Below are 26,127 nucleotides of genomic sequence, written 5' to 3' on the forward strand. Positions count from 1 at the left end.
AACAGCGTTCGAGGAGAATCCGAGCCACCGTGGCCACCAAGATCAAGCTCATGCGTCTGGGCAAGATGCGTGCTCCGTACTACCGGATCGTCGTCGCCGACGCGCGCACCAAGCGCGAGGGCCGCTCGATCGAGACGATCGGCAAGTACCACCCGAAGGAGGACCCCTCCTTCATCGAGGTCGACAGCGAGCGCGCGCAGTACTGGCTCGGCGTCGGCGCCCAGCCCACCGAGGCCGTCGCGGCCATCCTCCGCGTCACCGGTGACTGGCAGAAGTTCAAGGGCGAGCCGGCTCCGCCGCCCATGAAGGTCGCCGCCCCCAAGCCCGACCGCAAGGCCCTCTACGAGGAGGCCGTCCGCAGCTCCGGCGAGGAGCCGGCCGCGGGTGCCACCACCCCGAAGAAGAAGGCCGCCCCCAAGGCCGACGCCGCCCCGGCCGCCGACGCCACCCCGGCCGCCGACGCCACCCCGGCTGCCGACGCCACGCCCGCCGCCACCGACGGCGCGGCCGAGACGCCCGCCGAGTAAGACGTGCTCGAAGAGGCGCTCGAGCACCTGGTCAAGGGAATCGTCGACCACCCGCGCGACGTCACCGTCGACCTCGTCGGCGGTCGCCGCGGCAAGACCCTCGAGGTCCGGGTCCACCCCGACGACCTCGGCAAGGTGATCGGCCGCGGCGGCCGCACGGCCAAGGCCCTGCGCACCGTCATGGCCGGCGTCGGCGGCCGCGGCCTGCGGGTCGACGTCGTCGACACCGACGGGCGCTGAGCCCCCGCGTCCCGGACGTGGGACCCACTCCTCCGGACACCGTGGTGGTCGGCCGCATCGGCCGGCCCCACGGTGTCCGCGGTGAGGCCACCGTCGAGCTGCGCACCGACGACCCCGACGCCCGGTTCGTCCCCGGCGCGGTCCTGCGCACCGATCCCGCCGACCGCGGTCCGCTGACCGTCGCCGGCGCCCGCTGGCACCGCGAGGTGCTGCTGCTCGCGTTCGAGGGCTACGACAGCCGCGAGGCCGTCGAGACCCTGCGCGACACCCTGCTCGAGGTCCCGGTCGCCGACCTGCCGGCGCTGGAGGACCCCGAGGCCTTCTACGACCACCAGCTCGTCGGCCTGGCCGCGCGGCTCCCCGACGGCACGCCGCTGGGCGAGGTCACCGCGGTCCGCCACGAGGGCGCCGACCTGCTGGTCGTCGCGCGGGCCGACGGCGGCGAGCTGCTGGTGCCGTTCGTCACCGCGATCGTGCCGACCGTCGACCTCGCCGGCGGCCTGGTCGTCGTCGACCCGCCCGAGGGGCTGCTCGACCTGTGAGCGACCCGTACCGCGTCGACGTCGTCACCATCTTCCCCGAGTACCTGGCCCCGCTGCGGCAGTCGCTGCTGGGCAAGGCGGCCGAGCGCGGGCTGGTCGCCGTCGGCGTGCACGACCTGCGGCAGTGGACCGACGACGTCCACCGCACCGTCGACGACGCCCCCTACGGCGGCGGGCCGGGCATGGTGATGCGGCCCGAGCCGTGGGCGCGGGCGCTGGAGGCCGTCCGCCCGCCGGGCACCCGGCTGGTCGTGCCGACGCCGGCCGGGCGGCCGTTCACCCAGGCGGTCGCCGCGGAGTGGGCCGCCGAGCCCGGCCTGGTCTTCGCCTGCGGTCGCTATGAGGGCATCGACCAGCGGGTGGCCGAGTGGGCCGCCGCCTCCGGCCCCGTGTCGGAGGTCTCCATCGGCGACTACGTGCTCGCCGGCGGGGAGTCGGCGGTGCTGGTGATGGTCGAGGCGGTCACCCGGCTGCTGCCCGGCGTCGTCGGCAACCGCGAGTCGGTGGAGTTCGACTCGCACGCCGACGGCCTGCTCGAGGGCCCCTCCTACACCCGGCCGGCGTCGTGGCGCGGCCTCGACGTCCCGCCGGTGCTGCTGTCCGGCGACCACGCCGCGGTGGCCCGCTGGCGGCGCGCGGAGTCGCTGCGGCGCACCGCCGACCGCCGTCCCGACCTGCTGGCCGCGCTGCCCGAGGACGCGCTGTCGCCGGCCGACCGGGCGGTCCTCGACGGTGCCTGAGCGGCCCTGGGTCCGGCCGACGGCGCGGGTGGTCGTGCTCGATCCCGACGGGCGGGTGCTGCTGCTGGGGGCCCGGTTGACCGACCCCGCGGTCCCGCCCGGCGAGGTGCTGTTCTGGTACACGCCCGGCGGGGGAGTGGAGGACGGCGAGAGCGTCCGGCAGGCCGCCGCCCGGGAGCTGGCCGAGGAGATCGGGCTGGTCGTCGACCCCGCCGCGCTCGAGGGTCCGGTGTGGTTCCGCCGGCACGTGGGCCCCTTCGCCGGCGTCGACGTCGACTCGCGGGAGACCTTCTTCGTCCTGCGCGACGTCGTCCACGAGGTCGACCCCGCCGGCCGCACCGAGCTGGAGCTGCTGGGGGAGGAGCCGCACCGCTGGTGGACGGCGGAGGAGATCGCCGCCGGCGACGTGGAGTTCGCGCCGCGCGAGCTCGCCGCGGTGCTGCCCGAGCTGCTCGCCGGGCCGTGGCGTCGGCCACCCCGCGTGGTCGACTGACCTCCCGCGCTCGGCACGTCGGCCCGGATGTGGCACAGTAGAGAGTCGCTGCAGACCGGAGGCGCCCGCCGACGGGCACTCCCTCCCGGAGTCGCAGCCGCACACCTGGTCCGGAGCGTGGGGCACCCCGCTGCCCGGGCCGACACACGAGCCACCGCTGATCCACCGCTGAGACCGAGGACAAGCTGCGATGAACACCCTGGACGTACTCGACGCCGACTCGCTGCGCGACGACATCCCCGAGTTCCGCCCCGGGGACACCGTCAAGGTGCACGTCCGCGTCGTCGAGGGCAACCGCTCGCGCATCCAGGTCTTCCAGGGCGTGGTCATCCGGCGCCAGGGCGGCGGGATCCGCGAGACCTTCACCGTCCGCAAGGTCAGCTTCGGCGTGGGCGTGGAGCGCACCTTCCCGGTGCACACCCCGGTCGTCGAGAAGATCGAGGTCGTGACCCGCGGTGACGTCCGCCGCGCCAAGCTGTACTACCTGCGCGAGCTGCGCGGCAAGGCCGCCAAGATCAAGGAGCGTCGCGAGACCGTCGCGCGCTGAGTCGTCCCGGGCGCTGTCGAGGGCGCTGACAGCCCGGCCTGACCACGGCGGGTCTCCCGCGGCCGTACGCTGACTCCGATGAGCAGTGACCGGTCCGGGGGGCCCGCCGACGTCGTTCCCGGGGAGGACCCGCCACCCGAGTCGTCCGCCCGCCGCCGCCTGCCCTGGCAGCGCCGCGCCGCCCGGCCGGAGAAGAAGACCTCGCTGCTGCGCGAGCTGCCCGTCCTGCTGGTCGTGGCCTTCGTACTGGCGCTGCTGGTGAAGACCTTCCTGGCGCAGGCGTTCTTCATCCCGTCGGGGTCGATGGAGCAGACGCTGCACGGCTGCCCGGGCTGCACCGGTGACCGGGTGCTGGTCAACAAGGTCCCGTACTGGTTCGGCGACCCCGAGCCCGGCGACATCGTCGTCTTCCAGGGGCCGGACACCTGGGTGCCCGAGGTCGAGATCTCCGAGCCGTCGAACTGGTTCACCGGCGCCCTGCTGTGGCTCGGCCGCGCGGTCGGCGTCGCCCCGCCGAGCGAGGACGACTACGTCAAGCGCGTCATCGCCGTGGGTGGGCAGACCGTGCAGTGCTGCGACGCCGAGGGCCGGGTGACCGTCGACGGTGAGCCCCTCGACGAGCCCTACATCTACGAGAACACCCCGATCGAGACCCGCGCCTTCGGCCCGGTGACCGTGCCGGAGGGGCGGCTGTGGGTCATGGGCGACCACCGCTCGGCCTCCGCCGACTCCCGCTCGCACGTCGGTGACCGCTACGGCGGCACGATCGCCGTCGACGACGTCATCGGCAAGGCCGCGCTCATCGTGTGGCCGATCGACCGCTTCGGCACCCTCGATTCTCCCGACATCCAGGGCACCGAGGCCGCCGCGGCGGGGGGTGCGATCGGGGGCGCGGTCGGGCAGGTCGCCCCGCTGGGCCTGGGCCTGGCCGGCGCGGTCCCCGTGGCGGTGTGGAACCGCGACCGCCGCCTGCGCCCGCCCCCGGGCTGACCCCGCCCCGCGTCCTCCGACGGCGCCGTCCCGCCCCCGGGACGGCGCCGTCGTCGTTCCCGGACCTCTCGGACGACCATTCCCGGAATGGTCGTCGCCATGTCGACAACCAATCGAGGTCGTTTCCCGTGTGACGACGGTCGCGGACACTCGGCTCAGAAAAATCCCCAGAATGTGTTCAAGCAATGGTCGGTGGAACCCGATGGAGTGGTCGAGAGCAAATCGGTTCCCCGAAATGGAGTAAGTCGTGTCCGCACCCCTGGCCAGCGCCACCCGCGGCGTCACCCGCGTGCTCCTCCTGGCCGACGCCCCCGTCCTGCGCCGTGGCCTGGTCGGCATGGTCAACGAGACCGCCGGCATGCAGTCGGTGGGCACCCCCGGCGAGCTGCGCCGGGCCCTGACCCTGGTCGAGACCGCCCGTCCCGACGCCGTGGTCGTGGAGCTGGGCGCCGGGCGCGCCGCCACCCTCAACGTCATCCGCGACCTGCGCCGCCGCTTCCCGCGGGTCGCCGTGGTGGCCCTGGCCACCTCCGAGGACCCCGCCGTGGTCAACGAGGCCGTCGCCGCCGGTGTCCGCGGGTACCTGATGCTCAACACCTCGCCGACCCTGCTCGGCTGGGCGATCCTGGCCGCTCGCGCCGGCCGCACCGTCGTCGACCCGCAGATCCGCCGGGTCGAGCCCACCGCCGCGCCCGTGGGCAAGCCGCTCACCCCCGAGGTGCCGCTGACCCGCCGCGAGTCCGACGTCCTCGACGAGCTGCTGCAGGGCCAGTCCAACCGGCAGATCGGCCGCAACCTGTTCATCAGTGAGGACACCGTCAAGTCGCACGTCAAGGCGATCCTGCGCAAGCTGGGTGCCCGCGACCGGGCGCACGCGGTCTCGCTGGTGCTGTCCGCGCGGGGCTCGGCCTCCTGCACCTGCGGCGCCCACGGCCTGACCACCCCGGCCTCCGTGGAGGCATGAGCCCTCTCGTTCTGTCCGGACCGTCCGCCTCCTCGGCGGTCCGGCCCGCGGGCCCCGGCGCCCGCTCCGGTCCGCGGGCCGGTCCCCTCTGACCCCGGGGACCGGCCCGCGGTCGTTCTCGCCGACCGACCTCCTGCCGATCGCCGCCCGGTGGGCGGGCCGACCGTCCGGCCGGGCCGTCGGTGCCGGGTCGTACTGTCGGACGGCGATGGCAGGCCGTCTTCCCCCCGCCCAGCGGGCCGCCGCCGCGCCGGCCGCCCGCACCCGCCGTCCCGTCCCGCCCGCGGACGCCGGCACCGACGCCCCCGGCGACGCGCTGTGGGACATGGAGCGCTCGCTGCGCCGCCGCGGCTTCTCCGCCGTCGCCGGTGCCGACGAGGCCGGACGCGGTGCCTGCGCCGGCCCGCTGGTGGCCGCCGCCTGCGTGCTGCCCGCCGGCCGGCGCGGCCGCGTCCCGGGCCTGGCCGACTCCAAGCTGCTCACCGCCGCCGCCCGCGACCGCGTCTACGACGAGGTCGTCGCCCGCGCGGTCTCCTGGTCGGTGGTCGTCATCCCGGTGACCGACCTCGACGCGCGCGGCATGCACGTGACCAACCTCGAGGCCCTGCGCCGCGCGGTGAGCACGCTCGACCCCGCGGCCGACTACGTGCTGACCGACGGCTTCGCCGTGCCCGGCCTGGGCGTGCCGACCCTCGCCGTGTGGAAGGGCGACCGGGTCGCGGCCTGCGTGGCCGCGGCGTCGGTGCTGGCCAAGGTGACCCGCGACCGGATCATGCTCGACCTGCACGAGCGCTTCCCGCAGTACGACTTCGCGGTGCACAAGGGCTACACGACCGAGGCCCACACCGCCGCGCTGGAGCGTCACGGGCCCTGCCCCGAGCACCGGTCGCGCTTCGTCAACGTCGTCCGCGCCCGCGACGCGCGCGCCGGCCGGGAGCTCCAGCTCACCGCCGCGGGCGGCATGGTCGATGATGGGGGCATGCGCACCGTCTCCGGAGAGCCGCGATGAGCACCGAGGACCTGGAGAAGTACGAGACCGAGATGGAGCTGCAGCTCTATCGCGAGTACCGGGACATCGTCCGGCAGTTCACCTACGTGGTGGAGACCGAGCGCCGCTTCTACCTGGCCAACTCCGTCGACCTGCAGGTCCGCGAGGCCGGCGGCGAGGTGTTCTTCGAGCTCAAGCTCTCCGACGCCTGGGTCTGGGACATGTACCGGCCGGCCCGGTTCGTGCGCAACGTGCGGGTGCTGACGTTCAAGGACGTCAACGTCGAGGAGCTCGACAAGCCCGACCTCGAGCTGCCCGACGGGCCCCGCATCACCTGATCCGCTCTCCACGCCCCGGAGGCTGACCCGCCGGGACGACACGACCGCCCCGGCCGTCCACAGCCCGCGCCGCCGTCCACAGACCCCGGCGGGCCCCGCCGCCGGCGCCCGGCGGCGGTCACGGTCGGCGGGTGTCCACCACCACCTCCCTCGGCAGCCGCGGCGAGTCGATCGCCGCGGCCTACCTCACCGACGCCGGGCTGCGCGTCCTCGACCGCAACTGGCGCTGCCGCGACGGCGAGCTCGACATCGTCGCCCGCGAGGGCGCGGCGATCGTCTTCTGCGAGGTGAAGACCCGCCGCGCCACCGGCTTCGGCCACCCCGTCGAGGCGGTGCCGGCGGCCAAGCGGCGGCGGCTGCGCACGCTGGCCCAGCGCTGGCTGGCCGCGCACGACGAGCACGCGCCCGACCTGCGCTTCGACGTCGTCGGCGTGCTCGTCCCGCCGACGGGGCCGGCCGTCGTCACCCACCTGCGCGGGGCCTTCTCGTGACCCTCGCCCGCACCTGGTCGGTGGGCCTGGCGGGGGTCACCGGCGCGATGGTCGAGGTCGAGGTGGACATGTCCGCCGGGCTGCCCGGCGTCGTCCTCGTGGGTCTCCCCGACGCGGTGGTGCGCCAGTCGGTCGACCGCGTCCGCGCCGCCGTCGTCAACACCGGCGCCTCCTGGCCGATGCGCCGGATCACCATCGGGCTGTCGCCGGCCGCCATGCCCAAGCAGGGCAGCGGGTTCGACCTCGCGCTGGCCGCCGCGGTCCTGGCCGCCGCGGGCACGCTCCCGGCCGAGTCCGCCGACGGCCTGGTCCTGCTCGGCGAGCTGGGGCTCGACGGGTCGGTGCGCCCGGTCCGCGGCGTGCTGCCGGCCGTGCTCGCCGCGGCACGCGCCGGTCACGCCACCGTCGTCGTCCCGGCCGGCAACGCCGACGAGGCGGCGCTGGTCGCCGGGGTCGACGTCCTCGCGGCCGCCACGCTGGGCGACCTGGTGGACCACCTGTCGGGCCGCACCCGCCTGACGCCGCACGTCCGGGGGCCGCTGCCGCCCCCGGCGCCCGTTCCCGACCTCGCCGACGTGGTCGGGCAGGCGGCCGGGCGGCGCGCGGTCGAGGTGGCCGCCGCCGGCGGGCACCACCTGTACCTCACCGGCCCGCCCGGGGCGGGCAAGACGATGCTCGCCGAGCGGCTGCCCGGCCTGCTGCCGGTGCTCGACGAGGAGGCCGCCCTCGAGGTCACCGCGATCCACTCGGTCGCCGGCACCCTCCCGCCCGGCGCACCGCTGGTGGGCCGGCCGCCCTTCGAGGCGCCGCACCACTCGGCCACCATGGCCGCGCTCGTCGGCGGCGGCTCGGGGGCGATCCGTCCCGGCGCGCTGTGCCGGGCCCACCGCGGGGTGCTCTTCCTCGACGAGGCGCCGGAGTTCCCGCGCGCGACGCTGGACACCCTGCGCCAGCCGCTGGAGCGCGGGTCGGTGACGATCAGCCGGGTCGCCGGGTCGGCGACCTTCCCCTGCCGGGCGCAGCTGGTGCTGGCGGCCAACCCGTGCCCGTGCGCGAGCGCCGCCGGGGACGTCGCGTGCACCTGCAGCCCGCTGGAGCGGCGCCGCTACCGGTCGCGGCTGTCGGGTCCGCTGCTCGACCGCATCGACCTGCGGGTGGAGCTGCCGCCGGTCACCCGGGCCGCGTGGCTGGCCGCCGACGTGGCGCCGGAGCCCACGGCCACGGTGGCCGCGCGGGTCGCCGTCGCGCGGGGGGCCGCCGGTGCCCGGCTGCGGGGAAGCGGGCTGTCGCTCAACAGCCAGGTGCCCGGGCGGCTGCTGCGGGAGCGCTGGCCGCTGCCGCGGACCACCCTGGCGTTGGCCGAGCGGGCGCTGGACCGCGGTCTGCTGTCGGTGCGGGGCCTGGACCGGGTGCTGCGGGTCGCCTGGACGCTGGCCGACCTCGACGGCCGGACGACGCCCGGCGGCGACGACGTCGCCGAGGCGCTGGGCATGCGGCTGCAGCGGGCGGCGGCGTGAGCGGGCTGGAGGACGACCTGGCGGCGGCCGTCGACGACCCGGCCTCACCGGCCGGCGCCGCGGGGCTGCGGCGGGCGCGGGCGTGGCTGACCCGCGCGGCCGAGCCGGGTTCGGTGGAGCTGTGGCGGTTCGTCGAGGACACCGGCCCGGCCGGGGTGGTGCGCGCGCTGCGCGACGGCACGGCGCCGGCCGCCCTCCGCGCCCTCGTCGGCGCCCGGGCCGAGCAGGACGCCAGCCTGGCCGACCTGCGCCGCGCGCAGCGCTGCGGCGCGCGGCTGGTCGTCCCCGAGGACGACGAGTGGCCGGGCCCGGCGCTGCACCCGCTGACGCTGGCCGCGCACGCCGGTGGGCACGGCGACGACCCGGGCGCCCGGCGCGACCGTACGACCGCGCTGGTGCCGCCGCTGGCGCTGTGGGTGCGCGGTGCGGCCCCGCTCGACGCCACGGTCGACCGCTCGGTGGCGGTGGTGGGGTCCCGGGCGTCGACCGCCTACGGCGAGCACGTGGCCGCCGACCTCGGCGCCCAGCTGGGGGAGCGGGGCTGGACGGTGGTCTCCGGCGGGGCCTACGGCATCGACGTCGCCGCCCACCGGGGCGCGCTGGCCGCGGGGGCGCCCACCGTGGTGGTGCTCGCGTGCGGGATCGACCGGGCCTATCCGGCCGCCCACTCGGCGGTGTTCGAGCGCGTCGTCGACGGCGGCGGCCTGCTGGTCAGCGAGTGGCCGCCGGGCGCGGCGCCGCACCGGCACCGTTTCCTGGTCCGCAACCGCATCATCGCCGGGCTGACCCGCGGCACCGTGGTGGTCGAGGCCGCGGCCCGCTCCGGCGCGCAGGCCACCGCCCGGCGGGCCCGCGCGCTGGGCAAGCAGGTGCTGGTCGTCCCCGGCCCGGTCACCTCGGCGATGTCGGTGGGCTGCCACGAGCTGCTGCGCGAGGAGGAGAGCGGCGCCCGGCTGGTGGGCAACGCCGCGCAGGTGATCGAGGCGGTCGGCAGCCTCGGGGAGGACCTCGCCGACCCCGCCGAGCGGCCGGTGTCCCCGCGCGACGGGCTCTCCGACCTCGCCCGCCGGGTGCTCGACGCCTGCCCGGTCCGCGTCGGGGTCAGCGCCGAGCGGCTGGCGGCCGTCGCCGGCTGCGACCCGCTGGAGGCGATGCGGGTGCTCCCGGGCCTGGAGGTCGCCGACCTCGTGCAGTGGACCGGCACCGGCTGGCGACTGGCCCCGGCGCCGCGGGAACGGGGGCGCCGCTGAGGTCGGTGGGACAGCGGTTCCGTCGCGGGCGACCGACCGGCGCGGCGCCTTGACCGGGCGACGGCGCCGTCGGACGGTCGGACCGTGACCGCCCGCACCGCCGACGCCCGCGCCGCGCTGCCCCCGGTGCTCGCGGCGGCGCTCGAGGGCTACGAGGAGTTCCTCACCGGCGAGCGGGACCTGTCCCCGCACACCGTGCGCGGGTACGTCACCGACGCCGTCTGGCTGCTCGACCACCTGGCCCGCCGCGGCGGCACCCGCGTCGACGAGCTCGACCTCGCCGCGCTGCGCAGCTGGCTGGCGCAGGGCAGGACGCGGGGCGCCGGCCGCGCCACCACCGCCCGCCGCGCGGCCGCCGCCCGCTCCCTCACCGCCTGGCTGCGCCGCGCGGGGCTCACCCCGGAGGACGTCGGCCAGCGGCTGGTCAGCCCGAAGGCCCACCGCACGCTGCCCGACGTGCTCGCCCCCGACCAGGCCCGCGCGGTCGTCGAGTCCACCGCCGACGCCGAGGAGCCGGTGGGGCTGCGGGACGCCGTCGTGCTGGAGCTGCTCTACGCCAGCGGGATCCGGGTCAGCGAGCTCGTCGGCCTCGACGTCGACGACGTCGACCGCGGCCGCCGGCTGCTGCGGGTCCTCGGCAAGGGCCGCAAGGAGCGCAGCGTCCCCTACGGCGCCCCGGCCGAGCGGGCGCTGGACGCCTGGCTGGTCCGCGGCCGCCCCGCGCTGGCCACCGCCGAGTCCGGACCGGCCCTGCTGCTCGGACTGCGCGGGCGCCGGCTCGACCCCCGCGAGGCCCGCCGCACGGTGCACGCCGCGGTGGCCCGCGCACCGGGTGCGCCCGACGTCGGACCGCACGGTCTGCGGCACTCCGCGGCCACCCACGTGCTCGAGGGCGGCGCCGACCTGCGCTCGGTCCAGGAGCTGCTGGGCCACGCTAGCCTCGCCACGACGCAGATCTACACGCACGTGACGGTCGAGCGGCTGCGCGCCGTGCACGCCCAGGCCCACCCGAGGGCCTGACCGGGGCCCGTGCCCGACTCCACCCAGTCCACCGCCTCCCCGCGGCACCGCGGGGACCGAGCCCACCACGAAGCGGGGAGTGCCGACGTGCCCGAGGCGACCATCCACCGGATCGGCGGCGACCCCGACGAGGACGCCGACGCCGCACTCGCCGACCTGTGGGCGCAGTACGTCGCCGACCGGTCACCGGCGCTGCGCGACCGGCTGATCCTGCACTACGCGCCGTTGGTGAAGTACGTCGCCGGCCGGGTCGGCAGCGGCCTGCCCGCGCACGTCGAGCACGCCGACCTCGTCTCCTACGGCACCTTCGGCCTCATCGACGCGATCACCCGCTACCAGCCCTCGCGCGAGGTCAAGTTCGAGAGCTACGCGATGTCCCGCATCCGCGGCGCGATCATCGACGAGCTGCGCAGCACCGACTGGATCCCGCGGTCGGTGCGCATGCGGGCCCGGCAGTTCGAGCGGACCGTCGCCGCCCTGGAGAGCCGGCTGCAGCGCAGTCCCACCGACGAGGAGATCGCGGCGGAGATGGACATGGACGTCGAGGAGGTGCGCAAGTTCCTCGGCCAGCTGTCGCTGGTCAACGTCGTCGCCCTCGACGAGCTGCTCACCGACGACGACGGTGGCGCCCCGCGCCTGGTGGACACGCTGCAGGACGCCAACGCCCTCGACCCGCAGGCCGTCGCCGAGCACGGGGAGTCGCGCCAGCTGCTGGCCCGCGCCGTCGAGCAGCTGCCCGAGCGGGAGAAGGTCGTCGTCAGCCTCTACTACTTCGAGGGGCTGACGCTGGCCGACATCGGCCGCGTCCTCGGCGTCACGGAGAGCCGCATCTGCCAGCTGCACACCAAGGCCGTCCTGCACCTGCGCACCAAGCTCGCCGACATCGCCTGACGTCGGCGCGCGGGAGGTCACCCGAGCGGCAGCAGCCGCACCCGCGGCGGCCGCAGCAGCGCCAGGGGGTCGAGGTACACCTCGCCGCGGCGCAGCCCCCAGTGCACGCAGGCCGCGGCGGGGCAGCCCTCGTGGCCGGCGGCCAGCGTGCCCAGCGGGTCCCCGCGCCGCACCTGCTGCCCGGCCCCGACGGCGGGCGCGACCGGCTCGTAGGTGGTCCGCAGCCCGCCGGCGTGGTCGACGCTGACCACCGGCCGGCCGGCGACCATCCCGGCGAAGACGACGACGCCGTCCCCGGCCGCGCGGACCACGTCCCCGGGCGCCCCGGCCAGGTCCGCGCCCCGGTGCCCCGGCCCGTACGCCGACGGCGGGGGAGCGAAGGGCCGGGTCACCGCCGGCGGCTCGCCGAGCGGGGAGACCCACGGCGGCGCCGCGACCGGGACGGCGGGACCCGCCGCGGCCCCGGCCGGGGCGAGGGCGGCCGCGCAGGCCACCAGGACGGCGAGGAGCAGGTGGGCGCGCACCCGCAGCAGCCTCGCCGTCCGGCGGCCGGGAGGAGAGCGGTCGCCGGGGCCTGTGGACGGCGCCGCCCTCGGGGGAGGAGGCCGCCCGCCACGGCGTATGCTCGTCGGCGCGACCCGTGTGCACGGGTCGACTCCGCGCGTCCTCCTCCCGCCCGCACCGGCGGGGCAGCCCCACCTCGGTCCCGGTCCCGCACCGGGTCGGTGGCGCCGCGGGACGCCAGGGCGGGCCGTCACCCGGCGCCCGCGTCAACCGAGGAGCGTGGCCGCCCGGCGGCCGCGCGCAGACAGGAAGGCTGCGGCCATGGCAGTCGTCAGCATGAAGCAGCTGCTCGACAGCGGCGTCCACTTCGGGCACCAGACCCGTCGCTGGAACCCGAAGATGAAGCGGTTCATCTTCACCGAGCGCAACGGCATCTACATCATCGACCTGCAGCAGACGCTCGGGTACATCGACTCGGCCTACGAGTTCGTCAAGCAGACGGTCTCCCACGGCGGGACGATCCTGTTCGTCGGCACCAAGCGCCAGGCGCAGGAGGTCGTCGCCGAGCAGGCGCAGCGCGTCGGCATGCCCTACGTCAACCAGCGCTGGCTGGGCGGCATGCTCACCAACTTCCAGACGGTGCACAAGCGGCTGCAGCGGCTCAAGGAGCTCGAGGACATGGAGCAGACCGGCGTGCTGGTCAGCCTGTCCAAGAAGGAGCAGCTCGGCCTGACCCGCGAGAAGGCCAAGCTCGAGCGCAGCCTCGGCGGCATCCGCGACATGCAGAAGGTGCCCAGCGCCATCTGGATCGTCGACACCAAGAAGGAGCACATCGCCGTCGGCGAGGCGCGCAAGCTCAACATCCCGGTCGTCGCGATCCTCGACACCAACTGCGACCCCGACGAGGTCGACTACAAGATCCCCGGCAACGACGACGCAATCCGCAGCATCACCGTGCTGACCCGCGTGGTCGCCGACGCCGTCGCCGAGGGCCTCATGGCCCGCTCGGCCGCGCAGGCCAACGCCGGGCGCGAGGACGGCGGCGAGCCGGCCATCGGCGGCGGCGAGCCGCTGGCGGACTGGGAGCGCGAGCTGCTGACCGGCCAGGCCGACGGCGCCGCCGCGGACGCGCAGGCCGCCCCGCTGCCCGAGACCCCGGTCGCCCCGCCCGCCGTGTCCGCCGAGGAGATCGCCCCGGTCGAGGGCGTGCCCGCCACCGGCGACACCGCCACCGGCACCCAGGGCGCCCAGAACGGCTGACCCGCCGGCGCCGCCGTCCCGCGCACCTGCGCCCGGGCGGCGGCGCCGCCGCACGTCCGCACCCACCCCGCTCTCCACCTGAGGAGGAAGTGACATGCCTGCCTTCACCGCCGCCGACGTCAAGCGGCTCCGCGACGCCACCGGCGCCGGCATGATGGACGCCAAGAAGGCCCTGACCGACGCCGACGGCGAGTACGACAAGGCCATCGAGCTGCTGCGCATCAAGGGCGCCAAGGACGTCGGCAAGCGCCTCGAGCGCTCCACGACCAACGGCATCGTCGTCAGCAAGCACGGCGCGCTGCTCGAGCTCGACTGCGAGACCGACTTCGTCGCCAAGAACGCCGACTTCGTCGCGCTCGCCGAGCGGCTCATCGAGATCGTGCTCGAGAAGTCCCCGGCCAGCCTCGACGAGCTGCTGGCCACCGAGGTCGACGGCCAGACCGTCGCCGCGCTGATCGAGGGCGAGTCCGCCCGCATCGGCGAGAAGCTCGTCCTCTCCCGCTTCGCCACCTTCGAGGGCCCGACCGCGGTGTACCTGCACAAGCGGGCGACCGACCTGCCCCCGGCCATCGGTGTCGCGGTGCAGTACCAGGGCGGGGACGAGGAGGCCGCGCGGTCGCTGGCGATGCACATCGCCGCCGCCCGCCCGCGCTTCCTCAGCCGCGAGGAGGTCCCGGCCGAGGCGGTCGAGACCGAGCGCCGCGTCGCCGAGCAGACCGCCAAGGAGGAGGGCAAGCCCGAGCAGGCGATCACCAAGATCGTCGAGGGCCGGGTCAACGCCTACTACAAGGACTTCGTCCTGCTCGAGCAGCCGTCGATCACCGAGCCCAAGCGCACGGTGAAGCAGATCCTCGACGACGCCGGCCTGACCGTGCAGCGGTTCGCCCGCTTCGAGGTCGGCCAGGCGTAACGAGCCGCACCGAAGGACCCCGTCGTCCCCGTCCGGCCCCGTTCCCTTCCTGGGACGGGGCCGGTGGCGTGTCCGGGCCCGGCTGGCAGGATCACCCAGAACGACGTCGAGCGAGGGATGAGCAGTTGACCGAGACCGCCACGCCGCAGACGACCCCCCTGACGCACGCACCGCTGTCGGCGCCCACCGCGTTCGCACCCGCCGACGGCGCGGGCTACAAGCGGGTGCTGCTCAAGCTCTCCGGTGAGGCCTTCGGCGGCGGCAACGTCGGCGTCGACTCCGGCATCGTGCAGTCCATCGCCGGTCAGCTGGCCGCCGTCGTCCGCGGCGGCACGCAGGTCGCCGTCGTCGTCGGCGGGGGCAACTTCTTCCGGGGCGCGGAGCTCGCCGAGGCCGGGATGGACCGCCGGCACGCCGACTACATGGGCATGCTCGGCACGGTCATGAACGCCCTGGCGCTGCAGGCGTTCTGCGAGCAGGTCGGCCTGCAGACGCGGGTGCAGACGGCCATCGAGATGGGCCAGGTCGCCGAGCCCTACATCCCGCGCAAGGCCGTGCGGCACATGGAGAAGGGCCGGCTGGTCATCTTCGGCGCCGGCGCCGGCATGCCCTACTTCTCCACCGACACCGTCGCCGCCCAGCGCGCCCTGGAGATCGGCTGCCAGGTGCTGCTCATGGCCAAGAACGGCGTCGACGGCGTGTACGACGACGACCCCCGCACCAACCCCGACGCGGTCCTGTACGAGGACCTCGACTACGCCACCGTGCTGGCCAAGCAGCTGAAGGTCGCCGACGCCACGGCGATCAGCCTCTGCATGGACAACAGCATGCCGATCGTCGTCTTCAACCTGCTCAGCGACGGCAACATCGCCCGCGCCGTGGCAGGTGAGAGGATCGGGACGCTGATCAGCTGAGGCGGGCGCCCACCGCGCCTGCCGCACCGCAGAGCACGGCGGGGACGCCCCGCCCCAGGAGGAGAGACCCGTGATCGACGACACCCTGCTCGACGCCGAGGAGCGGATGGACAAGGCCCTGTCGGTCGCGCGGGAGGACCTCGGGTCGGTGCGGACCGGCCGCGCCGCGCCGTCGATGTTCAACAAGATCCTCGTCGACTACTACGGCGCCCCCACCCCGGTCCCGCAGATGTCCTCGATCACCGTGCCCGAGGCGCGGATGGCGGTCATCAAGCCCTACGACAACGGCCAGCTCTCGGCCATCGAGCGGGCGATCCGCGACAGCGACCTGGGCGTCAACCCCACCAACGACGGCCAGATCATCCGCGTGGTCTTCCCGCAGCTGACCGAGGAGCGCCGCCGCGACCTGGTGAAGATGGCCCGCAGCAAGGGCGAGGACGCCAAGGTCGCCATCCGCAACGTGCGCCGCCGGGCCAAGGACGAGCTCGACCGCATCGGCCGGGACGGCGAGGCCGGCGAGGACGAGGTGCGCCGCGCGGAGAAGGAGCTCGACGACCTCACCGCCCAGCACGTCGCGAGCATCGACGAGGCCGTCAAGAACAAGGAGGGCGAGCTGCTCGAGGTCTGAGCCGCTCCCTCCGCGTCCCTCCGCGCTCCTCCGATGACCTCCCGTCCCGACGCCGCCGGGGCCGGCCCGTCCGGCGACGCAGCCGACACCGGGCCGATCCCGGTCGTCCGGCGCACCGGGCCGTTGCCGCCCCCGCCGGTCGTGCCCGGCGCCGGCCCGGCTCCCGACCCGGTCCGGCCGGTCGGGCCGCCCACCGCGCCCGTCGCCCGGCCGCAGGCGCCCACGCCGGCCACCCAGGAGATCGCCGTCCCGGTGGCCGCCCCCGCCGGCGCCAGCGCGGCCACGGGACTCGACGCGGACGGCGCCCTCGGCCCGGGCGGCGTGCCGGACCCCGAGCCGGACCTGGTGCCGCCGACGAGCAGCCGCGCCGGCCGCAACCTGGTCGCCGCCATCGCCGTCGGGCTCGGGCTGGGCGCGGTCATCCTCGCCTCGCTGCTGGTCTACCGGCCGGCGTTCCTGCTGGTCGTCGGCGTGGCGATCCTGGTCGGCGTCGTCGAGCTGGTCCGCGCGCTGGAGGCCGGTGGCGCGCGTGCCCCGCTGGTGCCGCTGCTGGTCGGCACGGTCGCCATGCTGGCGCTGGCCTGGACCCGCGGGGCCGACGGGCTGGTGGCCGCGTTCCTGTTCACCGTGGTCGCCGTCCTGCTGTGGCGGCTCGCCGACGGGCCCGAGGACTACCTCCGCGACGCCACCACCGGCGTCTTCGTCGCCCTGTACGTGCCGCTGCTCGCCGGCTTCTGCGTGCTGCTGCTGGTGCCCGACGACGGCGCGGCGCGGGTGCTCGCCTTCATCGCCACCGTCGTCGGCAACGACGTCGGCGGGTACACCGCCGGCGTGCTGTTCGGCCGGCACCCGATGGCGCCGTCGGTCAGCCCGAAGAAGTCCTGGGAGGGGATGGGCGGGTCGATCGTGGCCTGCGTCGCCGTCGCCACCCCGATAGTCACCCTCGCCCTCGACGGGCCCTGGTGGGGTGGCGTGCTCCTCGGGGTCGCCCTGGCGGTCACCGCCACGGTCGGCGACCTCGGCGAGTCCCTGATCAAGCGCGACCTCGGCATCAAGGACATGGGCACCCTGCTGCCCGGCCACGGCGGGATCATGGACCGCCTCGACAGCCTGCTGCCCTCGGCCGCGGTGGCCTACCTGCTGCTGTCCTGGGTGGCACCTGCAGGCTGAGGGCCGGTCACGTCCCAGACCGAGCCGACGACGGCGAAGCCGCGCCGCGCGTACCAGTGGCGCGGCCAGTCCGCGGCGTCGGCCTCCAGCACGACCAGGTCGCACCCGGCGCCGGCGGCCAGCTCCAGGGCCCGCGCGAGCACCGCGTCGGCGTGCCCGCGGCCGCGAGCCTCCGGGTCGGTCATCACCGACTCGACGGCCGCCGTGGCGCCGTCCACCCGGAGCTGGCCGGCCGCCACCACCCGGCCGTCGGTCCGCACGACGACGTCGTGCACCGCCACCACCCGCCCGGTGCGGTGCTCCCGGCCGACGAGCTGCGCGACGACCTCGTCGAGGTCGGGCGCCCCGGCCAGGGAGCGGCGCCACGAGGCCTCCCACAGCGGGTGCACCACCCGCTGGTCGACCACCTCGGCGCGCTCGGCGCCGGGCAGCCCGGGGGCCGGTGAGCGGGCCATGACCAGCAGCTCCTCCGCCTGCCACCCGCGCCCGGCCAGCCGGGCGGCGACCTCGCCGGCGCCGTTCCAGGTCAGCGTCGCGGCGGGGTGCGGCAGGCCCACCTCGACGGCGGTCCGGGCGATCGTCTCGGCGTCGACCGGTTCCCCGAGCACCAGCCGGTTGTCGTCGTAGGAGTGCGGGAACTGCCGGTCGAGCACCGCGACGCCGCCGGCGACGTCGCGCACCTCGGCGGCCCGACGTGTCCGCACCGACAGCGACAGCGCTCCCGCCCGGCCCAGCGCGTCGTCCGGCGCCGGGAGCACGGGCTCGGCCGGCGGCCGGTACGGCACGACGGCGACCACCGCGCTCGTCGGGAGCGGCCCGTGGAACCGCGGGGAGCGCGTGCCGTCGGCGCCGGGCTCCTCCCGCACCGGGTCCGGCAGCCGGGCGGGGTCGACGACGAGCAGCACGAGGTCGCGCCGACCGGGGTGCAGCCGCGCGGCGGGCAGGTGCACCTGCCCGGGGTGCCAGAGGTGCACGACCGGGCCGGGTGGCCGCAGCGCCCCGGCGTCGAGCGCGGCCCGCCAGTCGGCCGGCGTGCAGAGGTGGACGAGCGTGCTCACGCCACCGGGGCGTCCGGGTCGACGCCGCGGGCGGCCAGCGCCGACTCGATCGCCTCGCACACCGTGCGGACGACGGCGACCCGCGCGTAGCGCTTGTCGTCGGCCGGCACGACCGTCCAGCGCCCGCCCGGGTGGTCGGTGCGCTCGAGCATCTCCTCGACGGCGTCCTCGTAGGCCTCCCGCTTCTCGCGGTTGCGCCAGTCCTCGTCGGTGAGCTTCCACGCGCGGTAGGGGTCGTCGCGGCGGGACTCGAAGCGGCGCAGCTGCTCCTCGGGGGAGACGTGCATCCAGAACTTGACCAGCACGGTGCCCTCGGCCGCCAGCGTGGTCTCCAGGTCGACGATCTCCTGGTAGGCGCGTTGCCACTGCTCGTCGGTGGCGAAGCCCTCGACCCGTTCCACGAGCACGCGGCCGTACCAGGTGCGGTCGAGCACGGCCATGCCGCCCCAGCCGGGCAGCACCGGCCAGAAGCGCCACAGGAAGTGGTGCCGCTTCTCGTCGTAGGAGGGGGCGGCGAACTGGGCGACCCGCACGTGCCGCGGGTCGAGCTCGTCGACCAGCCGCTTGATCGCCCCGCCCTTGCCCGAGGCGTCCCAACCCTCGAAGAGCACGCACAGCGGCGGGCCGAGCTCCCCGGACCCGATCTGCCCGCCGAGCAGGAGGCGCAGGTGCACCAGGCGCTGCTGGGCCTCGGCGAGCTGCTGCTTGCCGTCCTTCTTCGACAGCTGCGCGGACAGGTCGACGTCGTCGAGTCGGCTCACCCCGCCGAGCCTGGCCCACCGGGCCGGGGTCGGCACGCGGGAGCCTCAGCCGGCCCCGAGGTCGGCGTGCTGCCGGATCCACGCGTGCATCGCGATGCCCGCCGCGACGCCGGCGTTGATCGAGCGGGTCGACCCGAACTGGGCGATGGACAGCACGTCGCCGGCCACCCCCCGGGCCTCCTCCGACAGCCCGGTGCCCTCCTGGCCGAACAGCAGCACGCACGCCCGCGGCAGCTCCGCCGTCTCCAGTGGCCGGGCGCCGGGCAGGTTGTCGACGGCGAGGACCGGCAGGCCGGCGTCGCCCGCCCAGGCACCCAGCGCCGCGGCGTCGGGGTGGTGGCGCACCGAGAGGTAGCGGTCGGTGACCATCGCGCCGCGGCGGTTCCAGCGGCGACGGCCGACGACGTGCACCTCGGCGGCGAGGAACGCGTTCGCGGTGCGCACGACCGTGCCGATGTTGAGGTCGTGCCGCCAGTTCTCGATGGCGACGTGGAAGTCGTGCCGCCGCGGGTCGAGGTCGGCCACGATCGCCTCGACGGTCCAGTAGCGGTACCGGTCGACGACGTTGCGCCGGTCGCCGGCGGCCAGGAGCTCCGGGTCGTAGCGGGGGTCCTCGGGCCAGGGACCCTCCCACGGGCCCACCCCGACGCTGTCGAGCGGGACGGGCGCCTCCTCGGCGTGACTCACCTCCCCGACGCTAGCTGGCCGCGCCTCCGGCACCCGGCCGCGTCCGTCCGGCACGATGACTCCTCCGGGTGATCTCTGAATGACGATGCGTTACGGCGAGGTGGGATGACGGCACAGCAGGACGACGAGGTGCCGGAGGTCCCGGACGGAGCCGGGACCGCCGCCGACCAGGAGACGGCGCCGGGGGCTCCGCTGCCGTCGGCGGTGGAGGAGTGGCAGGACTGGCTGCCCGAGTGGCTGACGGAGCCCGCGGAGCCGGAGCCCGAGGCGGGGGGTCCCGCGGAGGCGGCTCTCCCGGCCGACCCCGCCACGGGGGAGGAGGTCCCTGCCGAGGTCCCCGCCGAGGTCGACACCGAGGTCCCCGAGCCGGCGGAGGTCCCCGAGCCGGCGGAGGACCCCGAGCCGGCGGAGGACCCCGAGCCGGAGGCAGACCTCGAGGAGCTCGCCGCCTACGAGGAGACCGACGCCCCGGAGGAGACCGGCGCCTCCGAGGAGGCCGCCGTCCCCGAGGAGGTCGCCGTCCCACCGGCGTTCGCCGATCTCTCCTGGCCGGACGCGACCGACACCGGGACCGTGCCGCCGCGGGTCGTCGTCCGCCCGCGGGAGCGGCCCCGCCGCCGGCTGGGGGTCGCCGTCCTGGCCTGCCTGTTCGCGATCGGCGGCATCGTGGGCGCGGCCCTGGTGGAGCGGTCCTCGTCCGGGACGGCGCCGTCGGCCGCCGTGCAGGCCTCACCGAGTGCGGGACCCACGCCCAGCAGGGCGGCCCCCACACCCCGGGACACCGGCATCGGCGACGCCGTCGCGGCCGCGCCGACGACCGACGTCCCGGCACCGACGGTGGCCGAGCAGCCGCCCTCCCCGGCCCCGGTGCCGACCCGAGAGCCGGAGCCCGTCCTCGCCGCGACGCCTCCCGCCACCCCGCCCGCGCCCGTGCCCGTCGCCGCGCCGGCGCCGCCGCCCGCGGCCGCCCCGTCCGCGGCGCCCGAGCCGTCGCCCGTCCTCCCGCAGCAGCCGGCCGCGCCGACCTCGATCGGCACGGGTTCGATCGGCAGCGGGCCGGGTCCGCGGCCGGCCCCCGGCGGGACGCCGTCCCCCGAGCCCGAGCCGACGCCGACGTCCCCGTCGGCCCCGCCGCCGCCGATCACCCCCGACCCGCCGGTCCCGCCGCCGGTCGACGACACCACCGAGCCGGAGGACCCGGAGGGACCGACCGACCCGCCGGAGCCCGACGGCGGGCAGGCCGAGCCCGCGCCGGTGGCCACCCCGACCGACGCCGGGCAGCCGGGGGCCTGAGCGAGCCACCTCACCGGCGGGCGGGCCCACGGGCGGCACGCGGGTGGGACCATGGGAGGGCCATGACTGCCCTGCCGCTCGTCTTCGACGCCCCCCGCCGGGGCAAGCCGCCGCGCCACCTCGCCGACCTCACCCGCGAGGAGGCGCGTGCCGCCGTCACCGAGCTCGGGCAGCCGGCCTTCCGCGCCGACCAGCTGGCCCGGCACTTCTTCCGCGGGGTCACCGACCCGGCGGAGATGACCGACCTGCCCGCCGCCGCGCGCGACAGCCTCGCCGGGACGCTGCTGCCCGGGCTGCTGACGCCCGTGCGCACCCTGAGCGCCGACGGCGGCCGCACGCGCAAGACGCTGTGGCGGCTGCACGACGGCGCGCTGGTAGAGAGCGTGCTCATGCGCTATCCCGACCGGGCCACCGTGTGCATCTCCAGCCAGGCCGGCTGCGGCATGGCCTGCCCCTTCTGCGCCACCGGCCAGAACGGGCTGACCCGGAACCTCTCGGCGGCGGAGATCATCGGCCAGGCGGTCGCGGCGGCCGCGGCGATGGCGAACGGGGAGGTCCCCGGCGGGCCGGGACGGCTGTCCAACGTCGTCTTCATGGGCATGGGAGAGCCGCTGGCCAACTACGCCCGGGTCCGCCGGACCCTCGACGCGCTCGTGACGCCGGCACCGCACGGCCTGGGCCTGTCCCAGCGGTCGGTGACCGTCTCCACGGTCGGCGTCGTCCCGGCCATCCGGAAGCTCACCGAGGAGGGCCTCGCGGTCACCCTCGCGGTCAGCCTGCACGCGCCCGACGACGAGCTGCGCGACACCCTCGTGCCGATCAACACCCGGTGGAAGGTGGGCGAGGTCGTCGACGCCGCCGACGCCTACGCCGCCCGCACCGGCCGCCGCTACTCGGTGGAGTACGCGCTCATCCGCGACGTCAACGACCAGCCCGAGCGGGCCGACCTGCTCGGCCGGCTGCTGGCCGGGAAGCGCGCCCACGTGAACCTCATCCCGCTCAACCCGACGCCGGGCAGCCCGTGGGACGCCAGCCCGCTGCCCGCGCAGCGGGAGTTCGTGGCCCGGCTGCGCGCCGCCGGGGTGCCGACGACGGTCCGCGACACCCGCGGGCAGGACATCGACGGCGCCTGCGGGCAGCTGGCCGCCGCCGACCGGGTCGAGGGCGTCCCCGCCGTGGCCGTGCCCGCGCCGTCCCTCGAGCCGCCGGTGGAGCTGGGCGCCGAGGCGGACGAGTGACCTCGGAGGCCCCGGCCGAGGCCCACGAGCACAGCCACGCCGACGTCTCGGGCGGGTGGCTGCGGGCCGCCGTCTTCGGCGCGATGGACGGGCTGGTCACCAACACCGCGCTGGTCGCCGGCGTCGGCGGCGGCGGCGCCTCCTCGCGCGCGATCGTGCTCTCCGGGGTGGCGAGCCTGGTCGCCGGCGCCATCTCGATGGCGCTGGGGGAGTACACCTCGGTGCGCACCCAGAACGAGCAGCTCGACCTCGAGGTGGAGAAGGAGCGGCGCGAGCTCGAGCGCAACCCCGGCGGTGAGCTTGCCGAGCTGGTGGAGATGATGCGGGTCCGCGGGGTGGACCCCGGCCTGGCGCGGCAGGTGGCCGTGCAGCTGCACCGCGACCCCGACGTCGCCCTGCGGCTGCACGTGGTCGCCGAGCTCGGGCTCAGCCCGAGTGACAAGCCCTCCCCGCGGACGGCGGCGGTCTCCTCGTTCCTCACCTTCGCCACCGGTGCGGTGGTCCCGCTGCTGCCCTACCTGCTCGGGTTCTCGCTGCTGTGGGTGGCGCTGCTGGCCGGCGGGATCGGCCTGTTCACCGCCGGGGCGCTGTCCGCGCGCTTCACCCCGCGGCCGTGGTGGTACGCGGGCGGGCGCCAGCTGCTGTTCGGCGCGCTGGCCGCGGGGATCACCTACGCCGTCGGCGCGGCCATCGGGGTCACTGCGGCGACGTGACGAAGGACCCCCTCCTCCCCACCGCTCGCAGGCTCGCGGCGGTGCCCTGGAGGGGGCCGACTAGATGAGTAAGTCCGAACCCAATCAGTGGTCGTAGGCGATCAGGGATCGGGTGATCGGCTGTCCGGTGGCGCGGTTGTGCCAGATGGCGGCGGTGAGCGCCAGCAGCCGCTGGGCGACGCGAGTGGCCACCCCGGTCAGGCTGCGACCGCCGTGTAGTTCCAGGTCGAGTTGGCCTTTGAGGGTGTCGTAGACCGACTCGATCAGCTGCCGGATCGGCGCGAGCAGCGCCTGCCCGGGCCGGGGTGCGCGGTTGCGGTAGGAGGGCCGCAGCAGGTCCGCGCCGCGGGCGTGCAGGTAGTCGTCGAGCTCGGCGGAGACATAGCCCTTGTCCGCGATCAGCAGCAGCCCCGGCCGGGCGGCGAGCAGGTCGGCGTCGCCGTCGAGCACGCACAGCAGCACCTGGCGCTCGTCGATCGTCGGGGTGGCCAGTGCCCAGGTGATCGGCAGCCCGGCCGGCGTGCAGATCAGGTGCAGCCGCAGTCCCCAGAACCAGCGCGAATGGGACGGGCAGTAGCCGTAGCCGGCGATGCCGGCCAGGTCCGAGCGGGCCACGGTCGGCCGGGAGCGGGCGCACTCGACCGCCGTGGAGTCGACCAGCCACACCGGGTCGGCCCACAGGTCGGTGTCGGCGGCGAGCTCCCGGATCAGGCGCTTGAGCAGCGGCAACGCCGAGCGCAGCCGCTTGTTGTAGCCCGACTGGCCGGGCAGGTACGGAAAGGCGCCGGGCAGCGCGGCGGGCACCAGCCGCAGCCAGCGGGCCTCGGAGGGCACGCCGAGCAGCGCTTGGGCCACGGCCAGGGTGAGCAGCTCGGAGTCGGTCAGCCGCGGGCGGCGTCCGGCGCGCACACGAGGGCTCAGGTGGTCGTCGATGCGGACGTAGAGTGCGGTCAGGAGGGTGTTGAGGTCGGTCGTCACAACCCGAGCCTGAACACCCTCCGCCCGCGTCTACAGCGCCCTTCGACCCTCCCGGCCGTTCGGACTTACTCGTCTAGGGGCGCCAGGCGGTGCGCTTGCGGCGCAGGTCCCACAGCAGCATGCCGGCCATGATCGCGGCGATGGCCAGCAGCCACAGGTCCTCCATGCGGGCCTCGTGGTTGCCCCACAGGTAGGACAGGATCGCCAGGGTCATCACCCAGCCGACGATCTGCGCCCACTTGCCGGCGCGGGCGTGCCAGCCCCAGTCCTCGGGGCGCTCCTCCTCGATCGGGTGTGCCCCGGCCCGGACGACGCCCTCCTCGCGGTTGGGCTGGTTGACCCGCGCCGTGGCGGGGTTGTCCTGCGCGATCCGGGCGCGGTGCAGCTCGCTCACGGTCCCCATCCTGCCAGCCGCCCCCGCGTCGCACCGGCCGAGGGGACGGCGGGTCGTCAGCCGTCGCAGGACAGCCCGGCGGCGGCCACGGTGGCGTGCGTCCCCGCCGTCGCCTCGCGGGCCAGCGTGCCGCCCTCCGGCTCGCCGGCCGGCAGGACGGTGACCGGGCCGACGTCGGCCCGGGCCAGGGACGCCAGGTCGGCGACGGAGGTCCCGGGGTCGACGGTGAGGGCGCCGGAGGCGGCCCAGGCCACCGACTGCAGCCGCCACGGCGCGGCCAGGGCCCGCTGCACCTGCTCGGTCAGGGCGGCCAGGACGCTGCCCGCCGCGCCGGCGCGGCCGTCGGGGTCGACCGGCGCGGGCACCCAGGCGCCGTCGACGAGGTGCTCGGGGTGGCGGGAGCGGACGAGGGCGAGTGCGGTGGCGCCGTCGACGCGCTGGCGGCCGGCGCGTTCCAGCAGCAGGCCGGCCGGCTGGTCGCGGACGGGCTCGGGGACGTCGACCTCCAGCCCGCCGGCGGCGTCGACCACCGCGGCGAAGCCGGCGAGGTCCACGCCGGCCAGGTGGTCGGTGGGGATGCCGAGGCCGCACAGTGCGGCCACGGTGGTCTGCGGGCTGTCGAGCCACGTCAGTGCGAGGCGCCCGGGGCGCCCGTGGACGCGGACGACGAGGTCGCGCGGGACCGAGGTGACCGTGGTGCCCGCGTCGGTCTGGTGGACCACCAGGACCACGTCGGCCCGGCTGCCCGGCACGGCCTCCTCGGTGCCGAAGTCGCGCGGGTCGGCGCCCTCGGGGAGGCGGGCCCGGGAGTCCAGGCCGACCAGGACCCAGGTGCGGCCGTCGGAGTCGTCCGCGGCCAGGTCGACGTCGACCTCGCCGACCCGGCCGGCGAGGACGGCGGCGTCGGCGCCCACGACGGCGAGCAGCAGCACGAGGACGGCGAGGGCGACCCTGGGCCACCTCCGCCGTCCGGAACGCGGCCGACGCCGGCCAGGGGAGCCCTGGCCGGCGTCGGTGTCGTGCGGTGCGGTCATGCTCAGACCTGCGCGGCCTCCGCGGCCTGCGCCGAGCGGCGGCGGGTGACGAGCACCAGGCCACCACCCAGCGCCAGGGCGCCGGCGCCCAGGCCCAGCGGCAGCGCGATGCTGGCGCCGGTGTAGGCCAGGTGGTCACCGGAGCCGGAGCCCGCGGCGGCGGCCACGGTGAAGGCCTCCTGGAAGTAGGTGCCCTGGTCGCCCTCGTAGACCAGCGTGTGCGCACCGGCCGGGGTGCCGGCGGGCAGGGTGAACTCGACGCGGACGTAGCCGCGGGTGTCGGCGGTGGCGGTGGCGACCGTCTGCGGGGCGGAGTGCAGGGTCACGGTGACCTTCTCGCCCGGCTTGAAGCCGCTGAGGATCTTCACGACCTTCTGGCCGGGGGCGGCGGTGTCGCCGGTCGCGCCGCCGCTGTCGGGGCTGGCCACACCGGGGGTGTTGGCCGCGGTGCCGCGGATCTGGCCGGTCGGCGCGACGGTCGGCTTGGCCGGGGTGGTCGGCTCGGCGGTGGGGGTGGCGGCCGGCGCGGCCTCGAGGGTGAAGGAGAAGTCGGGGTAGTAGTCCGCGACCTCCGCGTACGGCTCGCAGGTGGCCCAGACGACGTACTCGCCGGGGGCCGCGGCGGTCGAGAACAGCGCCGTGGCCGTCCAGGTGCCCTCAGCGTCCACCGGCCCCTCGAGGCTGAGCACCGGCTCGGCGGTGTCGGGGGAGGTCTCGACGTCCGCCGCCTTGAGGAAGTCCACGTAGACGATGGCCTGCTCGCCCTCGGGGGCGACGCAGTCGGTGCCGGTCAGCAGGTAGGGCTGGCCGATGACGGCCGTGCCGGAGCCCTCGAGGGGCGGGAGGGAGCCGTCGACGGGGACGGCGAGGGCCGCGGGCGCGAACGCGAGACCGGCCGCGGCGGTGCCGACGGCGAGCCCTGCGACGGTGCAGAGGCGGAGCGGGGACACGCGGGACATGAGGCCCTCCTGGGTCTGTGGCCCGGGCGGTCGGGCCGTCAACAGCTACATCGGCAGACACACGCCGCGCTGTACCGGAGTGATCAAT

The 26,127-nt window shown here is 76.0% G+C and carries 31 protein-coding genes; 23 read left to right on the plus strand and 8 right to left on the minus strand.

The window, feature by feature from the left end:
• Nucleotides 1-29: 29 nt before the first annotated feature.
• From rpsP to whiG, 15 genes are all read left to right on the plus strand, one after another.
• Entirely contained in the window at nt 30-527 is a 498-nt protein-coding gene (gene rpsP, locus ACI780_RS08180) for a 30S ribosomal protein S16 (protein ID WP_457002101.1), read from the plus strand.
• Nucleotides 528-530: 3 nt separating this feature from the next.
• On the plus strand, nt 531-767 hold the full coding sequence (locus ACI780_RS08185) for an RNA-binding protein (RefSeq protein WP_073421815.1): 237 nt from the start codon (nt 531-533) through the stop codon (nt 765-767).
• 17 nt (nt 768-784) lie between these two features.
• Nucleotides 785-1,309 (plus strand): ribosome maturation factor RimM, encoded by a 525-nt coding sequence (gene rimM / locus ACI780_RS08190; RefSeq protein WP_456870478.1) that lies wholly within the window; start codon nt 785-787, stop codon nt 1,307-1,309.
• Entirely contained in the window at nt 1,306-2,049 is a 744-nt protein-coding gene (gene trmD, locus ACI780_RS08195; protein ID WP_456870479.1) for a tRNA (guanosine(37)-N1)-methyltransferase TrmD, read from the plus strand. Before rimM ends, trmD begins: the two co-directional genes overlap by 4 nt.
• Entirely contained in the window at nt 2,042-2,542 is a 501-nt protein-coding gene (locus ACI780_RS08200; protein ID WP_457002104.1) for an NUDIX hydrolase, read from the plus strand. Before trmD ends, ACI780_RS08200 begins: the two co-directional genes overlap by 8 nt.
• A 190-nt stretch (nt 2,543-2,732) precedes the next feature.
• Nucleotides 2,733-3,089: a 50S ribosomal protein L19 gene (gene rplS / locus ACI780_RS08205; protein ID WP_089402526.1), complete on the plus strand. Its 357-nt coding sequence runs from the start codon at nt 2,733-2,735 to the stop codon at nt 3,087-3,089.
• Nucleotides 3,090-3,167: 78 nt separating this feature from the next.
• A complete protein-coding gene (lepB, locus tag ACI780_RS08210) occupies nt 3,168-4,079 on the plus strand; it encodes a signal peptidase I (RefSeq protein WP_456870481.1) in 912 nt (303 codons plus the stop codon).
• A 247-nt stretch (nt 4,080-4,326) separates the two neighbouring features.
• Entirely contained in the window at nt 4,327-5,043 is a 717-nt protein-coding gene (locus ACI780_RS08215; RefSeq protein ID WP_456870482.1) for a LuxR C-terminal-related transcriptional regulator, read from the plus strand.
• Nucleotides 5,044-5,251: 208 nt separating this feature from the next.
• Entirely contained in the window at nt 5,252-6,052 is an 801-nt protein-coding gene (locus ACI780_RS08220; RefSeq protein ID WP_456870483.1) for a ribonuclease HII, read from the plus strand.
• On the plus strand, nt 6,049-6,369 hold the full coding sequence (locus ACI780_RS08225) for a DUF2469 domain-containing protein (RefSeq protein ID WP_073421822.1): 321 nt from the start codon (nt 6,049-6,051) through the stop codon (nt 6,367-6,369). The genes ACI780_RS08220 and ACI780_RS08225 overlap by 4 nt, the downstream gene beginning before the upstream one ends.
• 131 nt (nt 6,370-6,500) lie before the next feature.
• On the plus strand, nt 6,501-6,860 hold the full coding sequence (locus tag ACI780_RS08230) for a YraN family protein (RefSeq protein ID WP_457002108.1): 360 nt from the start codon (nt 6,501-6,503) through the stop codon (nt 6,858-6,860).
• Nucleotides 6,857-8,377: a YifB family Mg chelatase-like AAA ATPase gene (locus ACI780_RS08235; protein ID WP_457002110.1), complete on the plus strand. Its 1,521-nt coding sequence runs from the start codon at nt 6,857-6,859 to the stop codon at nt 8,375-8,377. Before ACI780_RS08230 ends, ACI780_RS08235 begins: the two co-directional genes overlap by 4 nt.
• Nucleotides 8,374-9,627, plus strand: a complete 1,254-nt coding sequence (gene dprA / locus ACI780_RS08240) for a DNA-processing protein DprA (RefSeq protein WP_457002112.1) — start codon at nt 8,374-8,376, stop codon at nt 9,625-9,627. The genes ACI780_RS08235 and dprA overlap by 4 nt, the downstream gene beginning before the upstream one ends.
• Before the next feature lie 84 nt (nt 9,628-9,711).
• On the plus strand, nt 9,712-10,647 hold the full coding sequence (locus ACI780_RS08245) for a tyrosine recombinase XerC (protein ID WP_456870487.1): 936 nt from the start codon (nt 9,712-9,714) through the stop codon (nt 10,645-10,647).
• Nucleotides 10,648-10,734: 87 nt separating this feature from the next.
• The gene (gene whiG, locus ACI780_RS08250; protein ID WP_089402533.1) at nt 10,735-11,538 is read left to right on the plus strand and encodes an RNA polymerase sigma factor WhiG; all 804 of its coding nucleotides are present in this window, start codon (nt 10,735-10,737) and stop codon (nt 11,536-11,538) included.
• Between the two features lie 17 nt (nt 11,539-11,555).
• On the opposite strand, the gene ACI780_RS08255 is transcribed toward whiG, so the two are convergent.
• Nucleotides 11,556-12,062 (minus strand): murein hydrolase activator EnvC family protein, encoded by a 507-nt coding sequence (locus ACI780_RS08255; RefSeq protein WP_457002114.1) that lies wholly within the window; start codon nt 12,060-12,062, stop codon nt 11,556-11,558.
• 301 nt (nt 12,063-12,363) lie between these two features.
• On the opposite strand from ACI780_RS08255, the gene rpsB reads away from it, so the two are divergent.
• The 5 genes from rpsB (at nt 12,364) to ACI780_RS08280 (ending at nt 16,924) form a co-directional block, all read left to right on the plus strand.
• Nucleotides 12,364-13,302 carry a 30S ribosomal protein S2 gene (gene rpsB, locus ACI780_RS08260; RefSeq protein ID WP_457002116.1) on the plus strand — a complete coding sequence of 313 codons (939 nt, stop codon included), beginning with the start codon at nt 12,364-12,366 and terminating at the stop codon, nt 13,300-13,302.
• A 94-nt stretch (nt 13,303-13,396) separates the two neighbouring features.
• Nucleotides 13,397-14,212, plus strand: coding sequence for a translation elongation factor Ts (gene tsf, locus ACI780_RS08265; RefSeq protein ID WP_456870490.1), 816 nt, complete (start codon nt 13,397-13,399; stop codon nt 14,210-14,212).
• A 125-nt stretch (nt 14,213-14,337) separates the two neighbouring features.
• Nucleotides 14,338-15,126 carry a UMP kinase gene (pyrH, locus tag ACI780_RS08270; protein ID WP_456870491.1) on the plus strand — a complete coding sequence of 263 codons (789 nt, stop codon included), beginning with the start codon at nt 14,338-14,340 and terminating at the stop codon, nt 15,124-15,126.
• Between the two features lie 70 nt (nt 15,127-15,196).
• On the plus strand, nt 15,197-15,754 hold the full coding sequence (gene frr / locus ACI780_RS08275; protein ID WP_457002118.1) for a ribosome recycling factor: 558 nt from the start codon (nt 15,197-15,199) through the stop codon (nt 15,752-15,754).
• 33 nt (nt 15,755-15,787) lie between these two features.
• Complete coding sequence (locus ACI780_RS08280; RefSeq protein WP_457002120.1) at nt 15,788-16,924, plus strand: phosphatidate cytidylyltransferase; 1,137 nt, start codon at nt 15,788-15,790, stop codon at nt 16,922-16,924.
• Here the strand turns inward: ACI780_RS08280 and ACI780_RS08285 are convergent.
• Genes ACI780_RS08285 through ACI780_RS08295 form a run of 3 tightly spaced genes read right to left on the minus strand, consistent with a single transcriptional unit; the run spans nt 16,888 to nt 19,430 of the window.
• On the minus strand, nt 16,888-17,982 hold the full coding sequence (locus ACI780_RS08285) for a GNAT family N-acetyltransferase (protein WP_457002122.1): 1,095 nt from the start codon (nt 17,980-17,982) through the stop codon (nt 16,888-16,890). The two genes, ACI780_RS08280 and ACI780_RS08285, sit on opposite strands and share 37 nt — an antisense overlap.
• Complete coding sequence (locus tag ACI780_RS08290) at nt 17,979-18,743, minus strand: polyphosphate kinase 2 family protein (RefSeq protein ID WP_457002124.1); 765 nt, start codon at nt 18,741-18,743, stop codon at nt 17,979-17,981. Before ACI780_RS08290 ends, ACI780_RS08285 begins: the two co-directional genes overlap by 4 nt.
• Before the next feature lie 45 nt (nt 18,744-18,788).
• Nucleotides 18,789-19,430 carry a TrmH family RNA methyltransferase gene (locus tag ACI780_RS08295; protein ID WP_457002126.1) on the minus strand — a complete coding sequence of 214 codons (642 nt, stop codon included), beginning with the start codon at nt 19,428-19,430 and terminating at the stop codon, nt 18,789-18,791.
• A gap of 105 nt (nt 19,431-19,535) precedes the next feature.
• Here ACI780_RS08295 and ACI780_RS08300 point away from each other — a divergent pair, with 105 nt between their 5' ends.
• The 3 genes from ACI780_RS08300 (at nt 19,536) to ACI780_RS08310 (ending at nt 22,674) form a co-directional block, all read left to right on the plus strand.
• Nucleotides 19,536-20,723: a hypothetical protein gene (locus ACI780_RS08300; protein WP_457002128.1), complete on the plus strand. Its 1,188-nt coding sequence runs from the start codon at nt 19,536-19,538 to the stop codon at nt 20,721-20,723.
• A 62-nt stretch (nt 20,724-20,785) separates the two neighbouring features.
• Nucleotides 20,786-21,961 (plus strand): 23S rRNA (adenine(2503)-C(2))-methyltransferase RlmN, encoded by a 1,176-nt coding sequence (gene rlmN, locus ACI780_RS08305; RefSeq protein WP_457002130.1) that lies wholly within the window; start codon nt 20,786-20,788, stop codon nt 21,959-21,961.
• Complete coding sequence (locus tag ACI780_RS08310) at nt 21,958-22,674, plus strand: VIT1/CCC1 transporter family protein (RefSeq protein ID WP_456870498.1); 717 nt, start codon at nt 21,958-21,960, stop codon at nt 22,672-22,674. Before rlmN ends, ACI780_RS08310 begins: the two co-directional genes overlap by 4 nt.
• A gap of 84 nt (nt 22,675-22,758) precedes the next feature.
• Here the strand turns inward: ACI780_RS08310 and ACI780_RS08315 are convergent, their stop codons facing one another.
• From ACI780_RS08315 to ACI780_RS08330, 4 genes are all read right to left on the minus strand, one after another.
• On the minus strand, nt 22,759-23,652 hold the full coding sequence (locus ACI780_RS08315; protein WP_457002132.1) for an IS982 family transposase: 894 nt from the start codon (nt 23,650-23,652) through the stop codon (nt 22,759-22,761).
• A gap of 73 nt (nt 23,653-23,725) precedes the next feature.
• Nucleotides 23,726-24,046 (minus strand): DUF2631 domain-containing protein, encoded by a 321-nt coding sequence (locus tag ACI780_RS08320; protein WP_456870499.1) that lies wholly within the window; start codon nt 24,044-24,046, stop codon nt 23,726-23,728.
• Nucleotides 24,047-24,102: 56 nt separating this feature from the next.
• Entirely contained in the window at nt 24,103-25,080 is a 978-nt protein-coding gene (locus ACI780_RS08325) for an LCP family protein (RefSeq protein WP_457002134.1), read from the minus strand.
• A 2-nt stretch (nt 25,081-25,082) separates the two neighbouring features.
• Nucleotides 25,083-26,039 carry a hypothetical protein gene (locus tag ACI780_RS08330; protein WP_456870501.1) on the minus strand — a complete coding sequence of 319 codons (957 nt, stop codon included), beginning with the start codon at nt 26,037-26,039 and terminating at the stop codon, nt 25,083-25,085.
• Nucleotides 26,040-26,127: the final 88 nt, after the last annotated feature.

The organism is Geodermatophilus sp. SYSU D00814, from assembly GCF_054050055.1.